The following is a 24,162-nucleotide window of genomic DNA, read 5'->3' as shown; positions in this document are numbered from 1 at the left end:
TTGGTGACGAACGGTGTCAGCTGCGAGGCTGGGCGAGGAAGTCGAGGTCACAGCCTTCAGGGGCTTGCGTGACTGTGCGCTGATAGAGTTGCTGATAACCGCCGCGCTTCTGAGGCAGCGGCCTGCGCTCCGTAAGACGGCGTGCAATTTCGTCAGGCTCGACCAGCAAGTCGATTCTCTTTTTAGACACCGACAGGCGAATCCGATCGCCGTTGCGGACCGCTTCCAAGGGGCCGCCGGCCGCCGCCTCCGGAGAGATGTGCAGCACGATGGTGCCGTATGCGGTACCGCTCATGCGGGCATCCGAGATGCGAACCATGTCTTTCACGCCGGCCTTGGCGAGCTTCGACGGAATAGGCAGATAGCCGGCTTCTGGCATACCGGCTGCCAGCGGGCCGGCGTTCTTCAGCACTAGGATGTCATCCGCATTGACGTCCAGGTCGGGCGAATCGACACGGTTGGCCAAGTCTTCCAGGCCTTCGAAGACCACCGCGCGGCCTTCGGTTTCGAACAACGAAGGCGTGGCGGCAGCACGCTTGAAGATTGCGCCGTCCGGTGCCAGGCTGCCGTGCAGGGCAATCAGCCCGCCGACCTCGCTAACCGGCTTGTCAAACGCCCGGACGACTTTGCGGTCCACCCAGCCAACCGGTTCGTCCAGGCGCTCGCGCAGCGTCCTGCCATCCACGGTCAGGCAGTCCAGGTTCAGCAGCGGGCGCAGTTCGCGCAGCACCGCGCCCATGCCGCCTGCGGAATGGAAGTCCTCCATGTACCCATCGCCCACCGGCTTGAGGTCGACCAGCACCGGGGTTTCGTCCGAAATCTCGTTCAGGCGTTGCGGGCTGATACGGATGCCGAGGCGGCCGGCAACGGCCGTGAGGTGGATGATGGCATTGGTGGAACCGCCCAGCGCCATCAGGACGCGGAAGGCGTTTTCGACCGACTGCTCGGTCATGATTTGCGAAGGCACGATTGGCGAACGCGCCAGTCGCACTGCAGCCCGTCCACTCTCTTCAGCGGCCACCAAACGCTGCGAGTCGACTGCAGGAATCGCCGCGGTGCCTGGCAATGACATGCCGAGCGCTTCCGCAATGCACGCCATCGTACTGGCGGTACCCATGACGGCACAGGTGCCGGCAGTGGTGGCCAGACGTGTTTCGACCATCTGGATTTCTTGCTGGTCAATCTCTGCGGCTCGGAACTTGCCCCAGAAGCGACGGCAATCCGTGCATGCGCCGAGCCGCTCGCCCTTGTGGCGACCCGTTGACATCGGGCCAGTCACCAGTTGGATGGCGGGGCGATTGGCAGAAGCAGCGCCCATCAGCTGAGCCGGCACGGTCTTGTCGCAGCCACCAATCAGGACGACGGCGTCCATCGGTTGGGCGCGCACCATTTCCTCGACGTCCATCGACATCAGGTTGCGGTACACCATGCTGGTCGGGTTGAGGAACACTTCGCCCAGGGACACCGTGGGGAACATGCGCGGCAAGCCACCTGCCGCGAGCACACCGCGCGATACCGCTTCTACGAGTTGTGGCATGTAGCGGTGACAGTTGTTGAAATCGCTGGGCGATGCCGCGATGCCGACAACCGGTTTCGAAAGCAACTCTCCCGAGATACCCATCGAATGCGCCATCGAGCGGCGCAGGTAACGCGCGAAATCCCGGTCGCCGTAGTTTGTCAGGCCATTGTCTAGGCCAAGCGGTTCAGCCATGTTCTTTCTCCATCTGGGGTGCTGCGGCGCTGAACTGCACGGCAAGCATGTCTTCAAAGAAACGCGTCATTGCGCCCTTGTCGCTGGTGCCGTGGCCGGCCAACAGACTCATCTGATATGTGGCGGTAGCGGCGGCAAGCACAGGCATCGGGATGCAATGGCGAGCGCCTAACTCGGCCGCGCTGACCAGGTCCTTGTAGGCCGCCTTGAGCGGATAGCCGTCGCTGAAGTGGCGTGCCAGGATGCGGGGCAGGAAGAATTCCGATGCGTAGCTACGCCCCGTGCCGCTGTTGATGACTGACGCAATCTTCTCGGGGTCCAGCCCCATCTTCCGGGACATGGGAAGAATCTCTGCGAGAGCGGCGCAGTTGATATCGAATAACAACTGGTTCACGAGCTTCGTCAGCTGTCCGCTACCTGCGTCACCCATGTACAGGACGTTGTTGCCCATGCGCTCGAGCCACGGCTTCACCGTTTCAAAGGTCTGTTCCGCCCCGCCGCACATGACAGTCAATGTGCCGGCTTCAGCCCGCGATTGCATTCCCGACACCGGCGCATCGAGGAACACGATGCCGGCAGCAGTAAGACGTGCATGAATATCCATCGTCGCACCGTGCTCCATCGTGCTGGTATCGACAACGATGGAACCCGGACGAAGCAGCGTTGCCAATCCACCGTCGCCAAATAGCACATCCAGCACGGCAGCGGTGCCTGGCAGACTCAGGAACACAATTTTGGCGTCGGCCAGGCCGGCCAGATTGTCGGCTGTCGTAGCGCCAGCTTCCTGCAGCTCCCGATACGGGTCCTGCACTTTTGACGTGACGCGCAGGTCCGTGTCGGCATGAATCAGGTTAAGAGCCATTGGCTTGCCCATCTGGCCGAGGCCAACGAAGCCAACAATGGTGCGCTCGGAATTTGCGGCACTCATGCGTCGGCCCTCTCGGAGATTTCAATCAGATTCAGGTCGGGGTCGCGCAGGTAAATCGAACGCAGGCGGTAGTTCGCGCCGGTACGGGCGACCGGCCCTTCGATAATGCGAGCGCCCCGCGCATTCAGTTTCGCGATGACTTCATCGAGCGGAATCGCCGCGATAAAGCAGAGGTCCAGGGCGCCAGGCACGGGAAGATGGGCCTTCGGCTCGAATTCCTTGCCCTTCACATGCAGATTGATTTTCTGCTCGCCGAACTTGAAGGCTTTGCGGCCTTCTGCGAAGGTCTCGAGGGTCATCCCCAACAGACCGACGTAGAAATCGACACATGCTTCCTCGTTGCTGGTCGTCAAGACCAGATGGTCCAAGTGATGAATCACCAGCGTCTCCTTCTTGCGATTTTGCGATGACCTCGAATGTATGCGCACGAATAGGCGAGGGGGAATTCCTAATTTCGCATGGAGCCTTCGCATTTTGCGAAGCCGGTCGCTTGCCAGACTGATAAAGTGCCTACATGCCACAGAACCTCATCAATCCCGCTCGCGTCGATTTCGTCACTCTGCGTTTGTTCTGTGCCGTGGCACAGACCGGCAGCATCACCAAGGGTGCCGAGCGGTGTAACTTGGCGCTATCGGCCGCAAGCAGGCGGATTTCGGACTTCGAAACCGCCTCTAACGCAGTCCTGATGGAGCGGAATGCCCACGGCATTCGGCTGACGCCCGCTGGTCACGTTGCGCTTCAGCACGCGATGCGTCTTTTTCAGGGATTCGAGCTTTTCAGTAATGAGCTCAGCGAGTACTCAAGCGGTTCTCGGGGACACGTTCGGCTTTGGGCGAACATGTCCGCCCTGGTCGAATTTCTTCCATCTGCACTAGAAAGCTTTTTGCACCTTTACCCCGACACCCGTGTCGAGGTCGAAGAGCAACTCAGCGGTGACATCGTCCGTGCAATCGTGGAAGGACTGGCAGACGTAGGCATCTTCGTCGAGGGTCCACCAACGCACGGTCTGAACGTCATCCCCTATCAAACTGACCGGCTCGTTGTACTTTGCTCGAAGACGCACCCGTTGGCGGGGGTGGACGAAATCGACTTCCGAAGCTGTCTTTCCTATGATTTCGTGGGCCTGAATCGAGGCAGTTCGCTGCTTAACACCATCTCTAGCGCGGCACATGACATTGGCTTTCCGTTGCGGCTGCGCATCCAGGTTCGAAGCTTTGACGCCATGTCCGAAATGATTGCTTCTAATCTGGGGATAGGTGTACTTCCGCTCGGCGCATGCTTTCGAAAGCTCGAGCCGTGGGGTCTGAAAGCCGTTCGGCTTGTAGATGACTGGGCAGAGCGGAGGCTGCTTATCGCCACGAGCGCCTCCCGCGCTCTGTCCGGTTCAGCTGCCCTTCTTGTCGAGCATCTGAGTAAGACGCCTGACTGAATTGCTGCCGTCCGATAGGCCACTCTGCAAGATCAACGGCTTACATGCTCGGAATCTGCACGTGTTAGAGCGCATCATCCGTATTAGGGCGCGTTACACATCAACCCATAACAGGCTAGGCCTCCCAAACAGCACCAGCCTCAACCGAAGGATGGAACGATGACGAAATACCTTATCTCCTTTCCTGGAAGGGCGATGCAAGTCCCCGCCGAGGACTTTGCCGCCGTGGGCGAAGCTGCGCACGAGGTCATACGCGAGGCGAAGGCTGCAGGCGTGTACGTGTTCGGTGGTGGTATCAACGAGGATGTCGCACCACTCATGGTCGCCTCAGACGGCACGGTCACAAACGAAACCTATCCCCAGACGAAGGAGTTCGACGGTGGCTTCTGTGTCCTGCAGCTCCCGTCGCGCGAAGCCGCCATCCTGTGGGCTGCAAAGATCGCCAAAGCCTGCCGCTGCTCGCAGGAACTCCGCGAGTTTGGGTATGACCCCGAGAGCTGACGGGCAGGGCCCGTACCCACTGCGAGCGAAGACACTCTCCCGCATCTACTTTCCTCATCGCCATGAACTTCAGTCAGGCAATAGCCGAGTCCGGTTGCAGAGCTGCCGCCGGAAGCCGCTTTCCGTTGAACCCAAAGGAAGCTTGCGAATCGTCTGATCGTCATCCCCAACTGAAAAGGGAAAACTAAGGCCATCACCGAGACAACGGTGATCGGGCGTCGAAACCCGCTTTCACCAACGGATGGTCGCTCAGGCGACCATCCTCAAACGCACGCGCGCGTCGCTTCACAATGGCGGGCCGGGCGGGGCAGCCAATCAGGCTGGCCGGTGTTCGTTGGTGAGCCGGTATTTCGACCCCCGCTGTCAGGCCCGCCACCCCTCAAGCAATTGCATCAGGCGGGTCTCAACCTTCTTCAGGAGAACGCAATGCAAGAGAAAGTCCATCAACAGCGCGAAGCCATTATCGTCGGCATTCCGGCAGAAACACTTGAATCGCTCGACCGGATCAAGGCCGGCCTGGGTAGCGTCCTGTCGCTGCTGGAAGTGGAAAGCGAGCGCTTGCAGGCATGCCACGGCGTACACTGCCTGCTGGCAATGATCAAAACGCAACTTGATCTGATGGCAGAGGAGTTGTGTCCCGTGGCGTGAGTCGTCATCACCCTCGGCCATCCGCCTCTGGCTGCGCCGCAGACCCGTCTTCGCGCAGCCAGACGATGAACTCGGCACCCTGCCCCACCGTGCTTTCCACCGTAATGCGGCCACCATAGCGCTCTACCAGCGCATAGCTGATGGACAGGCCGAGGCCGGTCCCCATCTGCTTCTTGGTGGTGAAAAACGGATTGAACAGGTTGGGCAGGTCTTCCTCGCGGATGCCGCGGCCCGTGTCGCGCACATGCAGCGTCACGCCGTGCCCTTCCCAGTCGCGCGTGGCCAGCGTAAGGATGCCGCCCTCCGGCATGGCGTGGATGGCATTGGTCACCAGGTTGACGATGACCTGCTGCAGTTCGCTGCGGCTGATGCGCACGCGGCGTGTGGCCTGGCAGGCCAGTTCGACCCGGATGGCCGCGTCCTTCAGCATATGCCGGACCAGGTCCACGCAGCCGGCCGCGACCTCGCCCACATCCAGGCGCTCGGTATTGCCGGCGTAGGCCTCCGGCCGGACAAACTGCAGCAGCCGGTTGGTCAGCAGGTAGATGCGTCGCACCTGCTCGTCGATCAGCCGCAATTCATGCCGGACCGGCTCCGCGGCCGGGCCGAGAATATCGCGGGTCACGTCCAGGTTGCCCTGGATCACCGCAATCGGATTGTTGATCTCATGGGCCACGCCCGCGGTAAGCTGCCCCGCGAGCGCAAGCTTTTCCGAGGTAATCAGCTGCTGCCGGGTCGCGCGCAGCACCGCGTTCGCATCCTCGAGCTCGCGGGTCCGCTCGGCGACCTTGCGGTCTAGCGAGTCCGCCCAGTCCCTGAGCTCGGCATTGCGCTGCTGCACGTCCGACAGCAACCGGTCGAACTGGCCGGCGAGCTGGCCCAGTTCATCCTCGCTGCGCACCGGGCCGACGCGCGCGTTGTCGTTGCCGGCCTCGAGCGCGCGCATGGTGCCGACCATCTGCGTCATCGGCGTGAACACGCGCCTGGCCCACAGCAGCGAGAATAGCGCTCCCGCCACGGCCAGCAGCAGGAACAGGCCCACCAGCACGCCCAGCGCGAGGTCCTTGGCCTGGCTGATCGGCCTGGCCAGGTAGCCCACGTAGAGCATGCCGATGCGCTGGCCGCGGCTGTCCACGATAGGCTCATAGGCGCTCATGTACCGGTCGTTGACCACGAAGGCCAGGTCCAGCCATTTTTCGCCACGCGTGAGCACCTTGTCCCGCACCTCGCGGGAGACGCGCGTGCCCAGGGCCCGCTCGCCATGGAACAGCCGCACATTGGTGGCAATGCGCGTGTCGTCCAGGAACAGGGTCGCCGTGCCCTGGCTGCCACGGGGCAGGGATTCCGGCTGGTAGACCAGTGCGTTGATCGCGTCGATAAAGCCGAGGTTGTGGTTCAGCAGCGTACCGCCGTGCAGGATCGCCACCAGCTTGCCCGCCGCATCGAACACCGGCGCCGCCGCGTGCACCACCATGCCACGGGATTCCATGGTCCTGTCGGTCGGCGCCGCATTGGCGGTGGCGCGCAGCGTTACCTGGGCGCGCCTGGCAAGGTCGCCGGAGACGGCAGCCAGCTGCGCGGCGGACCAGGCGTCGGTGGCGGCATCCGGGCGGCCGGCCGCGGCGCTTTCCACCACGCGCCAGCCGGCGTAGTCCATACCCGCCGCACCCGCCGGCGCAGCGGCAAGCAGCCGCCCTTTGGGATCGAGCAGTTGCAGGAAGTCGAGGCCGTGCGTACGCCGCGCGTCGGCCAGGATGGCGGGCATGGCGCTGCCGCGGCCAAGACCGTCCACCAGGGCATAGGATCTGGCCTCCTGCAGGACGCGGTCTTTCATGCCGCCGACCATGTGCTCGAAGTACTCGTGGGCGACCAGCAGGTCGCTGTTGACCTTGTAGGCCAGCAAGGCCTGGAACGTGCGATTGCCCCACAGCGCCATCAGCAGCAGCAGCGCCACCAGCGCCACCAGCAGGGGCGCGACCACGATGGACACCAGCTTGGCGCGCAGCGAGGCGCGATAGCGGCGCAGCAGCATTGAGGGCGCTGAGGGCGTTGAGGGCTTCAAGCGCGCAGGCCCCACTGCAGGCATTTGCGGTCCAGCGTGCGGCGCGAGATGCCGAGCCGGCGCGCGGCTTCCACGCGATTGCCGCCCTCCGCCGCCAGCACCTGCAGGATGTGCCGGCGCTCGACGGCTTCGAGCAGGGTGGCGTCGTCGGCGGCTGCGTCATGCGTCGGCGGCGTATCCGCGTCACGCGGCTCGGCGGCATGGGCCAGCAGTTCGACGGGGTACTCGCCCAGGATCAGCGCCCGCTCCACCAGGTTGCGCAGCTCGCGCGCATTGCCTGGCCAGTCATAGGCCTTGAGCAGGCACACCAGCGACGGCGACAGCGGCACCGGCGGCAGCCCCAGCTGCGCCGACAGCTGCTCGGAGAAATGCTCGGCCAGCGGCACCACGTCTTCCGGCCGCGTGCGCAGCGGCGGGATGGTCACGGCGACCACGTCGAGCCGGTAGAACAGGTCCTGGCGGAAGCGCCCCGCGGCGACTTCGTTGGCCAGGTTGCGGTTGCAGGCGGCAACGATGCGCACGTCCACCGCGATCTCGCGCTCGGTGCCGAGCGGGCGGATGCGCCGGTCCTCGATGACGCGCAGCAGCTTGGCCTGCATCGCCAGCGGCAGTTCCGAGATCTCGTCCAGGAACAGCGTGCCGCCATCGGCATAGAGGAACAGCCCGTGGCGCGCGCCGGCCGCGCCGGTGAAAGCGCCCTTGGCGTGGCCGAACAGCTCGCTTTCGATGATCTCGGGCGCCATCGCGCCGCAGTTCAGCGGCACGAACTGGCCCTGGCGGCCGCTGAGCCGGTGCAGCTCGCGCGCCACCACTTCCTTGCCGGTGCCGGACTCGCCCGTCACCAGCACCGTGGACGGCATCGGTGCGACCCGCGCGACCAGCGCCATCAGCTTCTTCATGGCTTCGGACTCGCCGATGAAGTCCTTGTGGATGGTGTACTTGTCCAGCTCGCGGCGCAGCAGGTAGTTCTCGCGCGCGAGCCGGGCCTGGTTGAAGCAGCGCCGGATGGCGTTGAGCACCTGGTCGACGCGGAACGGCTTGACGATGAAGTCCGCCGCGCCGGAGCGCAGCGCGGCAATGGCCGTGTCCATGTCGGCGAAGGCCGTCATCAGGATGACGTCGGCGGGATTGCCGGCTGCGCGCAATGCCTGGAGCCACTCCATGCCGCTGGCGCCGGGCAGCGCCACGTCCAGCAGGATCAGGTCCACATGGCGCTGCTCCAGCAGCGCGGCGCCCGCTTCGGCGCTGTCGGCCGTAAGCACGCTGCCCACCTTGCCTTCCAGCGCCCGCGACAGGAACGAACGCATGCCGGCCTCGTCGTCCACCACCAGGATCGTGCGGCGCTGCCAGTTATCGGCTTCGGCGGCGTTGCTTTGTCGTTCGCTCATCACTTTGGTTGTTGCGGTGCAGGCGGAGAGTCTAGCGACTGTGCCCGATCCGCCTGTATTGGGGTTAAACCGACCCGACCGTGCGCGGCGGCGGCCGTGGATGGACATTTTGACCCGCACGCCGGGCCCGTGCCCGGACATTTTGTCCAATGGCCCGCCCTTCCGGAAGGCCGCTTGCCGCAACCCATTGATGGCAAACGGTATCGGCCACCGGCACAGCTCTTGCTGAACGACGCGCCTCAGCCCGGCGCACCCGCGCAACAAGAGGCTGCCACTTCCAGGTAGGAGACAACTTCATGTCCTATTCCGCGCAAGCGCAAACACCCGCCAAGCAGGAGCAACACCGTTCCGGGCCATCGCAAGGACCATCGCCATCGCGGCCAGCATCGCGGCCATCGCCCTTCTCCAAGGAAGCGATCATCGCCCGGCCGGGCTTCAACCGCTGGATGGTGCCGCCCGCCGCGCTGGCGGTGCACCTGTGCATCGGCCAGGCCTACGCCTTCTCGGTCTTCAACGAACCGCTGACACGGATCATCGGCGTCACGAGCGCGGCGCCGGGCGACTGGCAGCTGACCACGCTGGGCTGGGTGTTCTCGCTGGCGATCTTCTTCGTTGGCATCTCGGCCGCGTTCGCGGGCAAGTGGCTGGAGAAGGTCGGGCCGCGCCGCACCATGTTCACGGCCGCGTGCTGCTTCGGCGGCGGCTTCCTGGTGTCGGCGGCGGGGATCTGGCTGCACCAGATCTGGATGCTGTACCTGGGCTACGGCGTGCTGGGCGGGATCGGGCTCGGGCTTGGATACGTGTCGCCGGTGTCTACGCTGATCCGCTGGTTCCCGGACCGCCGAGGCATGGCCACCGGGATGGCGATCATGGGCTTCGGCGGCGGCGCGATGATCGGCGCGCCGCTGTCGCTCGCGCTGATGAACCACTTCAAAAGCGCCACCAGCGCGGGCGTGGCCGAGACCTTCCTGGTCATGGGCGTGATCTATTTCATCTCGATGTCGCTTGGCGCGCTGGCGATCCGCATCCCGGCCCCGGGCTGGGCGCCTGCCGGCTTTGTGCCCAAGGCCAAGGCGAGCAAGATGGTCACGCACGCCAACGTGCATATCGACCAGGCGCTGAAGACGCCGCAGTTCTACCTGCTATGGCTGATCCTGTTCCTGAACATCACGGCAGGCATCGGCGTGCTGGGCCAGGCAGCGGTGATGATCCAGGAAACCTTCAAGGGCACCATCACCGCCGCGGCCGCGGCCGGCTTCGTCGGCCTGCTCAGCATCGGCAACATGACGGGACGCTTCCTGTGGAGCTCCGCCAGCGACTACTTCGGCCGCAAGCTGACCTACGCCATCTTCTTCGCCTTCGGGGCCGCGCTCTACCTGGCCGTGCCGGCGATCGGCGCGGCCGGCAACGTGGCGCTGTTCGTGGCCTGCTATTTCCTGATCCTGACCATGTACGGCGGCGGCTTCAGCACCATTCCGGCCTACCTGGCCGACATGTTCGGCACCGCGTACGTGGGCGGAATCCATGGCCGCCTGCTGACCGCATGGGCCGCCGCCGGCATTGCCGGACCGGCGCTGGTGAACTACATCCGCGAGTACAAGCTGGCGCTGGGCGTGCCCAGGTCAGAGGTCTACGTCGACACCCTGCACATCATGGCGGGACTGCTGGTGGTGGGCTTCGCCTGCAACCTGCTGATCCGGCCGGTGCATGCGCGGCACCACCTGCGCGAAGCGGCCAGCGCGGCCTGACTGGGCCTGCCATCAAGAACACAGGAGACAAACCATGGAAAACGGCCGCACTTTCGGCAAGACACTGCTGCTGCTCGCGTTCTGGACCTATGTGCTGATCCCGCTGGGCGCGGGCATCTGGTCGACCCTCGGCAAGGCCATGACGCTGTTCAGCTGAGCGACCGCGCAGGCTGTCCGCTGCAGCACGCTCCGTGCTTGCGGTGGCGCCCGATGCGATTGCCCCTGGCTCCGGGCCCGTCGATGCCGCGGGATCCATCCCAGCCTGTGATCCCGCGCAACGGCGCCATCTGTACTGGTGGCGCCCACGGGCCTGGCCAGCGCCGCCCCGGCCCGAACAACTGAGCTTGAACGGTTCCCCCAGAACTGTATCCCTGGCGGGCAGGCTGTCACCCGTACCCTTGTCCGTAATGTCGCGGTACGGCCCATCTGCCGGCGGCGCCCCCCACGGAGAGCACCTCAATGCACGGACTCACAGCCCTGGACCTTGCCCGAATCCAGTTCGGGTTCACGGTTTCCTTCCACATCTTATTTCCCGCCATCACTATCGGGCTGGCCTGCTTCCTGGCATTCCTGGAAGCGCGCTGGCTGCAGACCCGGGACACCGTCTACCGGACCCTGTACCAGTTCTGGATCAAGATCTTCTCGCTGAACTTCGGCATGGGGGTCGTCTCCGGCCTGGTCATGGCCTATGAGTTCGGCACCAACTGGTCGGGCTTCTCGCAGTTTGCCGGGGGCGTCACCGGCCCGCTGCTGACCTACGAGGTGCTGACCGCCTTCTTCCTGGAGGCGGGCTTCCTTGGCGTGATGCTGTTCGGCTGGAACCGCGTCGGGCCGGGGCTCCATTTCTTCTCGACGGTGATGGTGGCGCTCGGCACCATGATTTCCTCCACCTGGATCCTGGCGTCCAACAGCTGGATGCACACGCCCGCCGGCTACGTCATCGTTGCCGGCAAGGTGGTGCCGACCGACTGGCTGGAGGTGATCTTCAACCCGTCGTTCCCCTACCGCCTCGCCCATATGGTCATCGCCGCGCTGCTGTCCACGGCGCTGTTCGTGGCGGCGTCGTCGGCCTGGCAGCTGCTGCACGGGCGCGCCGTGCCCGCCGCGCGCAAGATGCTGTCGCTGGCGATGTGGATGGTGCTGGTCACCGCGCCGATCCAGGCGATGGTGGGCGACGCCCACGGCCTGAACACGCTGGAGCACCAGCCCGCCAAGATCGCGGCGCTGGAGGGGCACTGGAACACGGCCGCGAAGGATGACAAGAACGGCTTTCCGCTGATCGTGTTCGGCATCCCCGACATGGAGCGCGAGGAAACCCGCTACGCCATCGAGATTCCGCGCCTGGGCAGCCTGATCCTGACGCACACCCTTGACGGGCAGATCCGCGGCCTGAAGGACTTCCCCACGGAAGACCGCCCCAACGCCACCGTGCTGTTCTTTACCTTCCGCACCATGGTGGGCCTGGGCGTGGCGATGATCGGCTTCGGCCTGCTGGGATGGATACTGCGCCGCAACGGCGCGCTGTACCGGTCCAGGGCGTTCCTGCGCCTGGCCGTGGCGATGGGCCCCACCGGCCTGATCGCGCTGCTGGCCGGCTGGATGACCACGGAGATCGGGCGCCAGCCGTGGGTGGTGTACGGGTTGCTGCGTACCCGGGACGCCGTGTCGGCGCATGCGGCCGGCCCGGTGGCGCTGTCGCTGGCGCTGTTCGTGGTGGTCTATTTCGTCTGCTTCGGCGTCGGCATCCGCTACATGCTCAAGCTGGCCAGCGCCGGCCCCGCCCCTGACGCACATCCGCATGAGGCACCGTCCTACGGCCCCGGCAGCGTCGTTCCCGCCGCCATCGCCGCGGCTTCCGAACCCCACGCGATGGCCCGCCACGGCCGCCGCGATTCCTGAACCCTGAACAGGTGATCGACATGGGTATCAACCTTCCCGTTATCTGGGCCGCCCTGATCTTCTTCGGCGTGATGATGTACGTCGTCATGGACGGCTTCGATCTTGGCATCGGCATCCTCTTCCCCTTCGTCGGCGACCGCCATGACCGCGACGTGATGATGAACACCGTGGCGCCGGTCTGGGACGGCAACGAGACCTGGCTGGTGCTGGGCGGCGCGGCGCTGCTGTGCGCCTTCCCGCTGGCCTACTCGGTGCTGCTGACCGCGTTCTACCTGCCGCTGATGTTCATGCTGCTGGGACTGATCTTCCGTGGCGTGGCCTTCGAATTCCGCTTCAAGGCCAGCGACCGCAGCCGCCCGTACTGGGATGCCGCCTTCACGTGGGGCTCGGTGGTGGCCGCGTTCTTCCAGGGCGTGACGCTGGGCGCCTATATCGATGGCATTGCCATGGATGTCACCACCTATGCCGGCGGCGCGCTGGACTGGCTGGCGCCGTTCCCGATCTTCGCGGGCGTGGGCGTGGTGATCACGTACGCCTTCCTGGGCGTTACCTGGCTGATCATGAAGACCGAGGGCCGGCTGCAATGGACCATGCTGCGCGTGACCAACGTGCTGACGGGCGTGATGGTGGCCATGATCGCGGCGGTGAGCGTGTGGACGCCGCTGACGCATCCGGGCATTGCCGAGCGCTGGTTCGCGCTGCCCAACCTGTTCTTCTTCCTGCCGGTGCCGCTGCTGGTGCTGGTCGCGGCCGCCGGCATCTACCGCTCGCTGCACCAGCGGCCGAACGTGGCGCCGTTCCTGTACGCGCTGCTGATGATCTTCATGGGCTATACCGGGCTGGCCATCAGCATCTGGCCCAATATCATCCCGCCGTCGATCTCGATCTTCGATGCGTCGTCGGCCCCGCAAAGCCAGGGCTTTGCGCTGGTCGGCACGCTGTTCATCGTGCCGATCATCCTGGCCTACACGTCCTGGTCCTACTATGTGTTCCGCGGCAAAGTCAAGCGCGGGGAGGGATACCACTGATGGCCAGGCTCATGCGTTCGGGGCTCGCGTCGCGGCTGGGCTGGCTGCTGGCCCTGTGGCTGGCGGGCGTCGGCACGGTCTTCGTGTGCGCCAGCCTGATGCGGCTGCTGATGCGGGCGGTCGGGTTGTCGGGCTGAAGCATGGCCTCGTCCAACCCGCTTCCCCGGGCCACGCTGCCGGGCCACGATGCACCGGATGCCCCCGATGCCACCGAGGCACAGCGCTGGCTCCGCGCGCTCGCGGCAGCATGCCCGGAATACGCGCCGTGGCTGCATTCGCTGAAGGTGTTCGGCGCGGCCATGCTGGCGCTCGGCGTGGCGCTGGCGCTCGGCCTGCCGCGGCCGTACTGGGCCATGGCCACGGTGTACCTGGTATCCAGCCCGCTGGCCGGCGCCACCCACGCCAAGGGCACCTACCGCATCCTCGGCACGCTGCTGGGCGCGGTGTCCGCAGTGGTGCTGGTGCCGCTGCTGGTCGACGAGCCCGTGCTGCTGATGGCCGCGATCGCGTGCTGGACCGGCGCCCTGCTCTACCTGTCCCTGCTGGAGCCGGCGCCGCGCAACTACATCTGCCTGCTGGCCGCCTACACGCTGCCGATCGTGGCGCTGCCCACGGTCACGCATCCGGCGGCCGTGTTCGGCATGGGCCTTGCCCGCATCGAGGAGATCGTGATCGGCATCGCCTGCGCCAGCGTGGTCAGCGCGGTGGTCTTTCCCGTGCGCACCACCCCGGCGCTGGCTGCGCGCGCGTCCGTCTGGCTGGACCATGCCTCGCGCTGGATCCGCGACATCATGGCCACCGGCGCCACCGGTGCCAGCGCGGGCCAGCGCCACGACAGCTTCAGCCTGCTGGCCGCCGATATCCTGGCCATGGAGACGCAGCTCGCCCAGCTCAGATATGAGACCGACGGTGCGCCGGCACTGCGGCACGCGCGCGCCCTGCACCAGCGCATGACGGCCCTGCTGCCGCTGGTGCTGGCGCTTGCCGATGCCGCCGGCGCCTTGCGGCGCCACCCGGCGGGCATGCCTGACGCGGTGGCGCAACGGCTGCGCGCCACCCTGGCATGGATCGCCGGCGAGCGGGGCGCGAGCCGCCCGGTGCCTTCCTGGCTACCCTCGGGCACTGCACCGGCACCATCCGCGGACTGGCATGCGCGCCTGGTCGCGGCCACCAGTACCTACCTCGATGAGCTGGCCGACCTGTGGCAAGACTGCCGCCTGCTGCAGGCAAGCCTGCGCCAGCATGGCAGCGACCCGGCGACGCTGCGCTATCGGGTCGAGCCCGCCGGACGGGCGCGCCACCACGATCACGCGCAACTGCTGTTCCGCGCCGCCACCGCCGGCTCGGCCACCTTAATGGCGGGCTTGCTGTGGATGGCCTCGGGCTGGGTCGACGGCGCCGTCCCGGTCGGGCTGGCCGCGCTTGCCAGCTGCTTTATTGCGAGCACCGCGGAGCCGCGCCTGGTGGCCGGCCGCGTGATCGCGTGGAGCATCGCCTGCGCGCTGCTGTCCTGGTACTACCAGTTCGTGGTGCTGGTGCTGGCGCATGACTTCGGCTCGCTGGTGGCGCTGCTGTTCGTTCCGTACCTGTTCATCGGCGCGATGACGACGCAGCCGCGCAATGCGCTGTTCGGGGTGCTGCTGGCGGTCACCGCGGCGTCGTTCCCCGGGCCGCAGCACCTCGGTGCAGCCAGCTTCGCCGGCATCTTCAACAGCAGCCTGGCAAGCCTGGCGGCGCTGGTGTTCGCCGCGTTGTGGGCCGTGCTGATGCAGCCCTTCGGCCAGCAGCTGGTGGCCTACCGGCTGGCCAGGGCCAACTGGAACGAGATCGCGCTGGCCGCGCATCCGCGCGCGGCGGTCAACAGCGCGCGGCTGCGCGGCCGCATGCTGGACCGGCTGCTGCGCCAGTGGCCGCCGCTGACGCGCCGCAACAACGCCAGCACCAGGCCGGCCGGCCTTGCCGCAGCCGACTTCCTGGTGGAAGCCGCCGTGCTGGCGCTGCGGCGCGCCTGTGCCGATGGCCCGGCCGAGCGCCGCCGCGCCGTGGAACACGTGCTGGCAGGGGTGGCGCGGCATTACCGGCAGTGCGCGCGCATCGGCCATGCCGGCACGCCTACTGTGGCACTGGCCGCGCGGATCGACGCGGCCGCCGCGGCGCTGGCCACGAATTTCCACGCCAGCCCCCGCGCCGCGCTGGCGGCGCTGGCCACCCTGCGGCTGGCGCTGTATACGGACCGCACGGACCGCGCGGACCACGGACGCCCTCATGCACGCCACTGAGTTCGACCTGTACGGCGTCTTCGTGCCGGCCACCGTGGTGTGGATGCTGGCGGCGTTCGCCATCACCGCCGGCGTGCGCGCCGTGCTCGGCCGGATCGGCTTCTACCGCATCGTGTGGCACCGGTCCCTGTTCAACTTCTCGCTTTATATCCTCGTGCTGGGCGCGATCGTCGCGCTCGCCTGGCAGGCTCCATTATGAATCGCAAGCTTTCGCTGCTCGGCCCCTACGCGGTGACCCTGGCGGCCGTGGTCGCGGCGGCACTGACCGCCTGGCATCTGTGGCAGTACTACACCGAAGCACCGTGGACGCGCGACGGCCATGTGCGCGCGGACGTGATCCAGGTCGCGCCCGATGTCTCCGGCCTGGTCACGGCCGTGATGGTCGATGGCAATGCCTGGGTGCGGCGCGGCCAGGTGCTGTTCGTGGTGGACGAGGCGCGCTTCAGCCTGGCGTTGCGAGTGGCGCAGGCCGAGGCCGCCTCGGCACGCGCGGCGCTGGCCCTGGCGCGCCGCGATCCCGCCGCGGCGGACAACGCGCAGGGGCGCGTCGCCACGGCCGATGCCGCGGTGGACGTGGCCAGCCTGAACCTTGCCCGCTGCCGCGTAACCAGCCCCGTGGACGGCTATGTCAGCGACCGCCTGCCGCGCGCTGGGGATTTTGCCAGCCGCGGCCGCCCGGCGCTGTCGGTGGTGGCGAGCGGCACCCAGTTCGTCGAAGGGTATTTCGAGGAAACCAAGCTGCCCGCGATCCGGGTCGGCAGTGCCGCGGAGGTACATATCATGGGCCTGCCCACGCCGCTGCGCGGCCGGGTGCAGAGCATTGCCCCCGGCATCGAAGACCAGGACCGCAGCAGCGGGCCGAACATGCTCCCCAGCGTCAACCCGACCTTCAACTGGGTGCGGCTGGCACAGCGCATCCCGGTGCGCATCGCGCTGGACAAGGTGCCGCCCGGAGTACGCCTGATCGCCGGCCAGACCGCCACGGTGCGCATCCGCGACGCGCACGAATAAGCGCCAACTGTTCTGCTGCGGGCCGGCCCGAAGTGTGCGCCTGCCGGGCCGCGAGCCGTCCTTACCATGGACGGCATGCCCCACCCCATTGCCCCCGGGAGAGCCGCCATGCAAGCCGCGCCTGTGCAGACCCAGCACGCTACCCAAGCCAACCCCGCCACCCTGGCCACCATCGCGCCGGACCAGGCCTGCCGCGACCTGCTTGGCCGGCCCTTGCGCGACTTGCGGCTCTCCGTGATCGACCAGTGCAACTTTCGCTGCACGTATTGCATGCCGAAGGAGCGCTTCGGGCCCGACTATCCGTTCCTGACGGCGCAGCAACGGTTGAGCGATGCCGAGCTGCTGCGCATCGTCCGCGCCTTCGTCTGGCTCGGTGTCGAGAAGGTGCGGCTGACCGGCGGCGAGCCGCTGCTGCGCAAGGGGATCGAAGCGCTGGTGGAAGCGATTGCGTCGTTGCGCACCCCCGGCGGCAAGCCGGTCGAGGTGGCCATGACCACCAACGGCAGCCTGCTGGCGCGCAAGGCCCGCGCGCTGCGCGACGCCGGCCTGGGCCGCGTCACGGTCAGCCTGGACAGCCTGGACGACGGCGTGTTCCGCGCCATGAACGACGTCGGTTTCCCGGTGGCACGGGTGCTGGAAGGCATCGATGCCGCGTGCGCCGCCGGGCTGGCTCCGGTCAAGGTCAACTGCGTGGTCGAGCGCGGCACCAACGACGCGCAGGTGTTGCCCCTGGTCGAGCACTTCCGTGGCAGCGGCGTCACGCTGCGCTTTATCGAATATATGGACGTGGAGGGCCCGCGCGGCTGGTCGCAGTCGCGCGTGATGCCTTCCGCCGAGATCCGCGCCATGGTCGAGCGCACGCATGCGCTGCTGCCGGTCGCGCGGCGGGATGCGGAAACGGCCAGCAACTACATGCTGGCCGATGGCAGCCTGAAACTGGGCTTTATCTCCAGCGTATCGCACCCGTTCTGCGGCGATTGCACCCGCGCACGCGTTTCGGTCGATGGCCGCCTGCACCTGTGCCTGTTCGCCACCAGTTCCGTCGACCTGCGTCCGCACCTGTCGGCCACTCGCCCGGGTGCAGCACTCGCCGATGCCATCAGCCAGGCATGGCAGGCGCGCGGCGACCGCTACTCCGAACTGCGCGGCGAATTGCGCGCGGAACGGCTTGCCAGCGGCAAGCATCAATACCCCACCGTACGCATGTCGCTGGTGGGCGGCTGAGCCGTTCAGTCATTCTGCGGGAACGCCTGCGCGGCAAGCTCCGCCCCGGCCTGCGTCAGGCTGGCGTGGCCGTGGCCCGCCTCGTCGATCGCAAAATCGGCCAGCCCCGCGGACTGCAGCTGCGTCAGCACGCGCCGCAGCACGCTCATCGGCAGTTGCGCCCGCTTGGCGATCTTCGCGAGCGACCAGGGCGCCGTGGCAGCGTCGCGCGGGGCCTGGTTCAGCACCTGCAACGCGGCGAGGATGGCGGGATCGATGTCATGGTCCGGCATGGCCCGGCTTCTCCTGTTCGTGCTGCCGGCTGCGCGCCAGCAGGTGCTGCGCGATCTTGCCCAGCGTCTGCACCGCGGACTCGATGCCGGGCGACCATTCGGCGCTGTAGTTCAGCCGGATGCAGTTGGCGTAGGTGGCCCCTGGCGCGAACATATGGCCCGGCGCGACCGTGATGCGGTGTTCCAGCGCCGCGTGGTACATCTCCATGGCGTCGATGCCTTCCGGCAGCTGCACCCACAGCACGTAGCCGCCCGCGGGCCGCGACGTGGTCGTCCCTTCGGGAAAGAAGCGGCGCACCGCCGCCGCCATGATGCTGGCCTGCTGCGCATAGGCCTTGCGCACGCGCCGCAGGTGGAAGTCGTAGCCGTCGTTCTTCAGGAACTCGGCGATCGCCAGCTGCGGGATCGCCGGCGTGGTCAGCGTATTGAGGAACTTGAGCCGCTCCACCGCTTCGCGGTAGCGGCCCGGCAGCGCCCAGCCGATGCGGTAGGCATTGGTCAGCGTCTTGGAGAACGAGGCGCAATGCAGCACAATGCCGGCCTTGTCGTGGGCCTTGAGCGAGCTGGGATGGGCTTCGCCGTAATAGAGCTCGCCGTAGACGTCGTTCTCGATCACGGGGATGTCCTTCTCGGTCAGCATCGCCACCAGGCTGCGCTTCCTGTCGTCGGGCATGTGGAAGCCGAGCGGGTTCTGGAAGTTCGGCATCACCATGCACGCCTTCACGCCTTTCTCGTCGATCAGCCGGGCCAGTGCCTCCTGGTCGATGCCTTCCACGGGATCGGTCGCGACCTCTATGGCGCGCATGCCCAGGCGCTCGATCGCGTGCAGCATGGCATAGTAGGTCGGTGACTCGACCGCGATGGTGTCGCCCGGCTTTGCCACCGCCTGCAGGCACAGGTTGATGGCTTCGGTGGCGCCGATGGTGACGATCACTTCATTGGGGTCGATGGCCTGGCCGTTCTCCAGGTAGCGGCGCGAGATCTGCCGGATCAGCTCGGGGCTGCCCGGAGGCAAGTCGTCGAGCAGCGTCCACTTGGCATAGCGGCGCGCGATGTTGTTGGCGTACTGGTTGATGCGCTGCCACGGGAACAGCGACGGATCCGGATAAGGCGAGCCCAGCGGCACGGCCTCGTCCGAGCGGATCGAGCGCAGCGTGGAAAGCACCAGCGCGCTGACGTCGACCGCCGAAGGCTTGGCGCTGGGCCGGGACGTACGCAGCTCGATCGCCGGCTCGCCCGGGCGTGCGCGGACGAAGTAGCCGGACTGCGGCCGGCTTTCGATCACGCCGCGGCTCTCCAGCAGCACATAGGCGCGGATCACCGTAGTGATGCTCATGCGGTGGTGCTGGCTGGCCTGCCGCACCGACGGAATGCGCTCGCCCGGCAGCAGCACGCCCTGCTGCACCAGCGCCTCGATATCCGCAGCCAGTTTTTCATATAGTGTCACGCTGCGCTCCCCGCCTGCCGTGTTGCCGATCTTGTTAGCTGAGCCAACGATGGAGATCATAGTACGGCAGCGGCACATGATGGAGCGATCCGGCGCTGTGCGGCCCGACGCGCACAAAGCCGCTGGCGTGGCCGAGCGCGGACACGGACGCCGCGCCCTGCTGCGCGGTGACCTGCACGAGGCTGTCCCGGCCGGCCGGGCTGCCGGGCTCGCCGACACGCCAGAAGGCATCACCGCGCTGCGCCCGCGCACCCGGCAGCGCCGCGCGCACGCGCCCTACCGGCGGGAACAGCACCGCGCGGCCCTGCAGCCGGCGCAGCAGCGGCGTCACCAGCAGCGCGAAGGTGGCATACGCCGCGGCCGGATTGCCGGGCAGGCAAACCACTGGCTTGCCGCGCAGGCGCCCCACCGTGACCGGCTTGCCGGGCTTCATGTCGACGCCGCGGCAAAGCAGTTCCCCGCCGGCCGAGGCCAGCGCCGCGGCCACCAGGTCGCGCTGCCCGACCGAGGCGCCGCCCGCCACCAGCACCAGGTCCGCATCGGCGGCCAGTTCGCGCAGGATGTCGTGCAGCGCCCGCTCGTCGTCCCGCACATGGCGATGGCAGCAGACTACCGCGCCCATGGACTGCACCAGCGATTCGAGCATGGGGCCATTGACGTCATGCACCTGGTAGACGTCGCGCGGCTCGTCGTTGGCGGCGACCTCGTCTCCCGAGGTCACGACCGCCACTTCCACCAGGCGGCAGACCGGCACTTCGGCCAGGCCCTGCGACGCCAGCGCGGCGATATGGCCAGCCTGCAGCAGCGTGCCGGCGGGCAGCAGCAGGTCGCCGCGGCGGGCGTCCTCGCCCTTGCGGCGGATATGCTGGCCCGCACCGGGGGCGCGCGCGCACACCACGCCGCGGTAGCTTTCCTCGGCATCCTCCAGTGCGACGACCGCGTCGGCGCCGGGCGGGATCACGCCGCCGGTGTAGATGCGGATGGCATGGCCCGGCAACAGCGGCTCGGGCCGCGTGCCGGCGTAGACCACCTGCTGCAGCGGCAGGCAGGCCTCGCGGCAGTCTTCGCTGCGCACGGCGTAGCCGTCCATCGCGCTGCGGTCGGCTGCCGGCGTGTCGATCACGGCGCAAAGGTCGCGTGCCAGCACGCGCCCCGTCGCCAGTCCCAGCCATACGGTCTCCGTTTCGCGGACCGGCTCCGCGCTCATGGCGAACACGGCCTGTGCCTCGTCGAAGCTCAGCACGCTGCCCCTCCCACTTCTCCAGTCATGCCCGGCGCGGCGGCGGTGTAATCGACATAGCCGTCGGCGCGGCAGAAGCTGAGCAGGCGCAGGCCGGCCTGCTCGGCTATGCGGATCGCCAGCGAGGTCGGCGCCGAGATCGTCGCCAGCATCTGGATGTTCATGCGCGCGGCCTTGCGCACCAGTTCATAGCTGGCACGGCTGGACAGCAGCACGAAGCCGTCGTCCAGCGCCACGCGCTGCATGGCCAGGTGGCCGATCAGCTTGTCCAGGCCGTTGTGCCGGCCGACATCTTCGAACGCATGCAGGATCTCGCCGCTGGCGTTGCACCACGCCGCCGCATGCACGCCACCGGTGGCGCGCATCAGCCGCTGGTGCGAAGGCAGCGCCGACACGGCGCGCTCGAGCAACCCGCGCGAAGGCACCAGCCGCCGTGCCGGCTCGCGGATACGCGCAGGCTGCAGGTCCAGCAGTTCCAGGCTCTCGATGCCGCACACGCCGCAGCCGGTGCGGCCCGCCAGCGCACGGCGCTGCGCCTTCATCGCGGCAAAGGCCTGCTCGCTGATCTGCAGCTGGACTTCGGCGCTGTGCCGGTGCACGCGGACTTCGATGTCGTGGATCTGCGCGTTGTGGGCAACGATGCCCTCCGTCAGCGAGAAGCCCACGGCGAACGCTTCCAGGTCCAGCGGCGTGGCCATCATCACGGCGTGCGAGATGCCGTTGTAGACCAGGGCCACCGGCACTTCCTCCGCCACGTTGTCGAGCGCCGGCCGCGCCGCGATGTCCTTGTGGCGGACGATAGGGCGGGATTCATAGCCTGTGTGCTGGATCTGGTCGATCTGTCCGGCCTGTTCGATGCAATGCATGGGGACCTCATGAACCTGTGAAATGCTGCCGGTCTGCTCCCTCTCCCACTGCGCGGGAGAGGAGCGTTTGCGTGGGGCGACGGCAAGCGCCGGCCACGCTCACGCCGCCACTGCCGGCTGGCTGCGCGACGGCGTCAGCAGCACCGGCACCGATTTCGAAGTCGGCGTGCCGCAGCCGTCGCCGGTGCTTTCCAGCGGCACCAGCGGATTGGTCTCGGGATAGTAGGCGCCCAGGCAGCCCTGCGGGATGTCGTAGTCGACCAGCACGAAGTCCTCGACATGGCGCTGCAGGCCGTCGTCCCAGACGCTGGTGATATCGACATGCTGCCCCGCCTCCAGGCCAAGCCTTGCACGGTCGGCCGGATTGATGAAGACCACCCGGCGCAGGCCGAACACGCCGCGATAGCGGTCATCCAGGCCGTAGATCGTGGTGTTGTACTGGTCGTGCGAGCGCGTGGTCATCATCACCATCAGCTTGTCGCCGTACTGGTCCCGCGCGCGGTGGATCGGGGTGTCCTTGTCGATGCCGTGGACCAGGAACTGCGCCTTGCCCGACGGCGTCTGCCAGATCCGGTTGCGCGCCGGCGGCGTCAGGTGGAAGCCGCCCGGCACGGCGACGCGCTCGTTGTAGTCGTCGAAGCCTTCGATCACCTGCTCGATGGCATCGCGGATACGCGCATAGTCCTGCGCGTACCAGAGCCAGTCGATCTTTCCGGTACCCAGCGTGGCGGCGGCCATGCGCGCCACGATCGCGGTCTCCGACAGCAGGTGCGGCGACGCCGGCGCGTTCATGCCGAAGGAGATATGCACCATGCAGACCGAATCCTCCACCGTCACTCCCTGCGGCACGCCTTCCTGCATATCGATTTCGGTGCGGCCTAGCGTCGGCAGGATCAGCGACTCCTTGCCATGCACCAGGTGGCTGCGGTTGAGCTTGGTAGCGATATTCACCGTCAGCGCACACTGGCGCAGCGCCTCGTGCGTGCGCGGCGTGTCCGGCGTGGCGGTCGAGAAATTGCCGCCCAGTCCGACAAAGACCTTGACCTTGCCCTCCAGCATCGCGGCAATGGTCTCGACCACGTCATAGCCGTGCTCGCGCGGCGGCTCGAAGCCGAAGGCGGCGCCCAGGCGGTCCAGGAACGCCGCTTCTGGCTTTTCCTCGATGCCCACGGTGCGGTCGCCCTGCACGTTCGAATGCCCGCGCACCGGCAGCAGCCCGGCTCCCTCACGGCCGATATTGCCGCGCATCATCATCAGGTTGGACAGCAGCTGCACCGTCGGCACCGAATGCTTGTGTTGCGTCAGGCCCATGCCCCAGCAGGCGATCACGCGCTTGCCGCGGGCATAGACCTGCGTCAGCGCATCGATGTCTTCCAGCGAAACGCCCGACTCCGAGACGATGTCGGCCCAGCTTTCCGCACGCAGGTCTTCGACGAAGGCGCCGAAGCCGATGGTGTGCTCGCGCACGAAGTCGACATCGACCAGCCGCTCGCGGCCATGCCGGATCGCCTCGTCGTCGAGCTCGACCAGGCGCTTGGCCATGCCCTTGATGAGCGCGAAGTCGCCGCCCAGCTTTGGCTGCACGAACATCGACGCAATCCTGGTGCTGGAGCCGGTCAGCATCTCCACCGGGTGCTGCGGGCTGGTAAAGCGCTCCACGCCGCGCTCGCGCAGCGGATTGATCGACACGATGGTCGCGCCGCGCCGGGCGCATTCGCGCAGATCGCCCAGCATGCGCGGATGGTTGGTGGCCGCGTTGTGGCCGAACAGCAGGATGGTGTCGGCATGCTCGAAGTCATCGAGCACCACGGTGGCCTTGCCCACGCCCACCGTCAGCGGCAGGCCGCGGCTGGTGGCTTCGTGGCACATGTTCGAGCAGTCGGGGAAGTTGTTGGTGCCGTAAGCGCGCACGAACAGCTGGTACAGGAACGCGGCCTCGTTGCTGGCGCGGCCCGACGTGTAGAACGCGGCCTGGTTCGGGTCCGGCAGCGCATTCAGGTGGCGGCCGATCATGGCAAAGGCCTCGTCCCAGGCGATCGCGCGGTACTTGTCGGTCTGCGCGTCATAGACCATGGGGTGCGTGAGGCGGCCGTGCTGCTCCAGCTCGTAATCGGTCTGCGCCATCAGCGACGTCACCGTGTGCTGCGCGAAGAATTCCGGCGTGACGCGCAGGCTGGTGGCTTCCGCGGCCACGGCCTTGACGCCGTTCTCACAGAACTCGAAGGTCGACGCGTGCTGGCGGTCCGGCCAGGCGCAGCCGGGACAGTCAAAGCCGTCGGCCTGGTTCTGCTTGAACAGCATCTTGTACTTGCCGCCGGCCACCTTCTCCTTGATCAGGTTGATGGCAACGTACTTCAGCGCACCCCAGCCGGCGGCGGGATGGGTGTAGGGGGCGATGTGGCCTTTCTCGGGGGTCGGGGTGCTCATTGGCGTGGTGTCCTGTAACGACGGGGGCATCCGGGGGGCTGGACCAGGGGTCGC

22 protein-coding genes are annotated in these 24,162 nt (G+C 67.0%); 12 read left to right on the top strand and 10 right to left on the bottom strand.

What is annotated here, in order from left to right:
• Positions 1 to 16: 16 nt before the first annotated feature.
• The 3 genes from ACAD63_RS26490 to ACAD63_RS26480 are packed head-to-tail and all read right to left on the bottom strand — an operon-like array spanning position 17 to position 3,019.
• The gene (locus tag ACAD63_RS26490) at positions 17 to 1,711 is read right to left on the bottom strand and encodes an IlvD/Edd family dehydratase (RefSeq protein WP_434034612.1); all 1,695 of its coding nucleotides are present in this window, start codon (positions 1,709 to 1,711) and stop codon (positions 17 to 19) included.
• Entirely contained in the window at positions 1,704 to 2,639 is a 936-nt protein-coding gene (locus ACAD63_RS26485) for an NAD(P)-dependent oxidoreductase (protein WP_135702780.1), read from the bottom strand. Before ACAD63_RS26485 ends, ACAD63_RS26490 begins: the two co-directional genes overlap by 8 nt.
• Positions 2,636 to 3,019 (bottom strand): VOC family protein, encoded by a 384-nt coding sequence (locus ACAD63_RS26480; RefSeq protein WP_135702781.1) that lies wholly within the window; start codon positions 3,017 to 3,019, stop codon positions 2,636 to 2,638. The genes ACAD63_RS26485 and ACAD63_RS26480 overlap by 4 nt, the downstream gene beginning before the upstream one ends.
• Positions 3,020 to 3,153: 134 nt before the next feature.
• On the opposite strand from ACAD63_RS26480, the gene ACAD63_RS26475 reads away from it, so the two are divergent.
• The 3 genes from ACAD63_RS26475 to ACAD63_RS26465 all read left to right on the top strand — a co-directional run bounded on the left by ACAD63_RS26475 (position 3,154) and on the right by ACAD63_RS26465 (position 5,217).
• Positions 3,154 to 4,068: a LysR substrate-binding domain-containing protein gene (locus ACAD63_RS26475; RefSeq protein ID WP_195427786.1), complete on the top strand. Its 915-nt coding sequence runs from the start codon at positions 3,154 to 3,156 to the stop codon at positions 4,066 to 4,068.
• Positions 4,069 to 4,227: 159 nt separating this feature from the next.
• A complete protein-coding gene (locus tag ACAD63_RS26470) occupies positions 4,228 to 4,569 on the top strand; it encodes a YciI family protein (protein WP_167884539.1) in 342 nt (113 codons plus the stop codon).
• Between the two features lie 426 nt (positions 4,570 to 4,995).
• The gene (locus ACAD63_RS26465; protein ID WP_434034611.1) at positions 4,996 to 5,217 is read left to right on the top strand and encodes a hypothetical protein; all 222 of its coding nucleotides are present in this window, start codon (positions 4,996 to 4,998) and stop codon (positions 5,215 to 5,217) included.
• Positions 5,218 to 5,224: 7 nt separating this feature from the next.
• Here ACAD63_RS26465 and ACAD63_RS26460 read toward each other — a convergent pair whose 3' ends face one another.
• Complete coding sequence (locus ACAD63_RS26460; RefSeq protein ID WP_434034610.1) at positions 5,225 to 7,249, bottom strand: sensor histidine kinase; 2,025 nt, start codon at positions 7,247 to 7,249, stop codon at positions 5,225 to 5,227.
• Between the two features lie 26 nt (positions 7,250 to 7,275).
• Positions 7,276 to 8,667: a sigma-54-dependent transcriptional regulator gene (locus tag ACAD63_RS26455; RefSeq protein WP_135702785.1), complete on the bottom strand. Its 1,392-nt coding sequence runs from the start codon at positions 8,665 to 8,667 to the stop codon at positions 7,276 to 7,278.
• A 296-nt stretch (positions 8,668 to 8,963) separates the two neighbouring features.
• On the opposite strand from ACAD63_RS26455, the gene ACAD63_RS26450 reads away from it, so the two are divergent.
• The 9 genes from ACAD63_RS26450 (at position 8,964) to moaA (ending at position 17,856) form a co-directional block, all read left to right on the top strand.
• A complete protein-coding gene (locus ACAD63_RS26450; protein WP_434034609.1) occupies positions 8,964 to 10,415 on the top strand; it encodes an L-lactate MFS transporter in 1,452 nt (483 codons plus the stop codon).
• 34 nt (positions 10,416 to 10,449) lie between these two features.
• Complete coding sequence (locus ACAD63_RS26445) at positions 10,450 to 10,572, top strand: MFS transporter small subunit (protein ID WP_198065771.1); 123 nt, start codon at positions 10,450 to 10,452, stop codon at positions 10,570 to 10,572.
• Between the two features lie 302 nt (positions 10,573 to 10,874).
• Positions 10,875 to 12,314, top strand: coding sequence for a cytochrome ubiquinol oxidase subunit I (locus ACAD63_RS26440; protein ID WP_434034608.1), 1,440 nt, complete (start codon positions 10,875 to 10,877; stop codon positions 12,312 to 12,314).
• Positions 12,315 to 12,334: 20 nt separating this feature from the next.
• A complete protein-coding gene (gene cydB / locus ACAD63_RS26435; RefSeq protein ID WP_195427789.1) occupies positions 12,335 to 13,342 on the top strand; it encodes a cytochrome d ubiquinol oxidase subunit II in 1,008 nt (335 codons plus the stop codon).
• Complete coding sequence (locus ACAD63_RS26430) at positions 13,342 to 13,479, top strand: DUF2474 family protein (RefSeq protein WP_434034607.1); 138 nt, start codon at positions 13,342 to 13,344, stop codon at positions 13,477 to 13,479. Before cydB ends, ACAD63_RS26430 begins: the two co-directional genes overlap by 1 nt.
• A gap of 3 nt (positions 13,480 to 13,482) precedes the next feature.
• Positions 13,483 to 15,621: an FUSC family protein gene (locus ACAD63_RS26425; protein WP_434034606.1), complete on the top strand. Its 2,139-nt coding sequence runs from the start codon at positions 13,483 to 13,485 to the stop codon at positions 15,619 to 15,621.
• Positions 15,608 to 15,820, top strand: coding sequence for a DUF1656 domain-containing protein (locus ACAD63_RS26420; protein WP_434034605.1), 213 nt, complete (start codon positions 15,608 to 15,610; stop codon positions 15,818 to 15,820). Before ACAD63_RS26425 ends, ACAD63_RS26420 begins: the two co-directional genes overlap by 14 nt.
• Entirely contained in the window at positions 15,817 to 16,632 is an 816-nt protein-coding gene (locus ACAD63_RS26415) for an HlyD family efflux transporter periplasmic adaptor subunit (protein ID WP_434034604.1), read from the top strand. The genes ACAD63_RS26420 and ACAD63_RS26415 overlap by 4 nt, the downstream gene beginning before the upstream one ends.
• Before the next feature lie 108 nt (positions 16,633 to 16,740).
• Positions 16,741 to 17,856, top strand: coding sequence for a GTP 3',8-cyclase MoaA (gene moaA / locus ACAD63_RS26410; protein ID WP_434034603.1), 1,116 nt, complete (start codon positions 16,741 to 16,743; stop codon positions 17,854 to 17,856).
• Between the two features lie 5 nt (positions 17,857 to 17,861).
• On the opposite strand, the gene ACAD63_RS26405 is transcribed toward moaA, so the two are convergent.
• From ACAD63_RS26405 to ACAD63_RS26385, 5 genes are all read right to left on the bottom strand, one after another.
• Positions 17,862 to 18,128 (bottom strand): Rrf2 family transcriptional regulator, encoded by a 267-nt coding sequence (locus tag ACAD63_RS26405; protein ID WP_133094567.1) that lies wholly within the window; start codon positions 18,126 to 18,128, stop codon positions 17,862 to 17,864.
• A complete protein-coding gene (locus ACAD63_RS26400) occupies positions 18,115 to 19,575 on the bottom strand; it encodes a PLP-dependent aminotransferase family protein (protein ID WP_133094566.1) in 1,461 nt (486 codons plus the stop codon). The genes ACAD63_RS26405 and ACAD63_RS26400 overlap by 14 nt, the downstream gene beginning before the upstream one ends.
• 34 nt (positions 19,576 to 19,609) lie before the next feature.
• Positions 19,610 to 20,818 carry a molybdopterin molybdotransferase MoeA gene (locus ACAD63_RS26395; RefSeq protein ID WP_135702794.1) on the bottom strand — a complete coding sequence of 403 codons (1,209 nt, stop codon included), beginning with the start codon at positions 20,816 to 20,818 and terminating at the stop codon, positions 19,610 to 19,612.
• Positions 20,812 to 21,681, bottom strand: coding sequence for a formate dehydrogenase accessory sulfurtransferase FdhD (fdhD, locus tag ACAD63_RS26390; protein WP_434034602.1), 870 nt, complete (start codon positions 21,679 to 21,681; stop codon positions 20,812 to 20,814). The genes ACAD63_RS26395 and fdhD overlap by 7 nt, the downstream gene beginning before the upstream one ends.
• 99 nt (positions 21,682 to 21,780) lie before the next feature.
• Positions 21,781 to 24,108 (bottom strand): FdhF/YdeP family oxidoreductase, encoded by a 2,328-nt coding sequence (locus ACAD63_RS26385; protein ID WP_434034601.1) that lies wholly within the window; start codon positions 24,106 to 24,108, stop codon positions 21,781 to 21,783.
• Positions 24,109 to 24,162: the final 54 nt, after the last annotated feature.

It is taken from the genome of Cupriavidus sp. a3 (assembly GCF_051015765.1).
In the GTDB taxonomy this organism is placed as follows: Bacteria; Pseudomonadota; Gammaproteobacteria; order Burkholderiales; family Burkholderiaceae; genus Cupriavidus; species Cupriavidus oxalaticus_A.
Note: the sequence above shows the minus strand (reverse complement) of the source record. Positions and strands in the feature narration are given on the sequence as shown.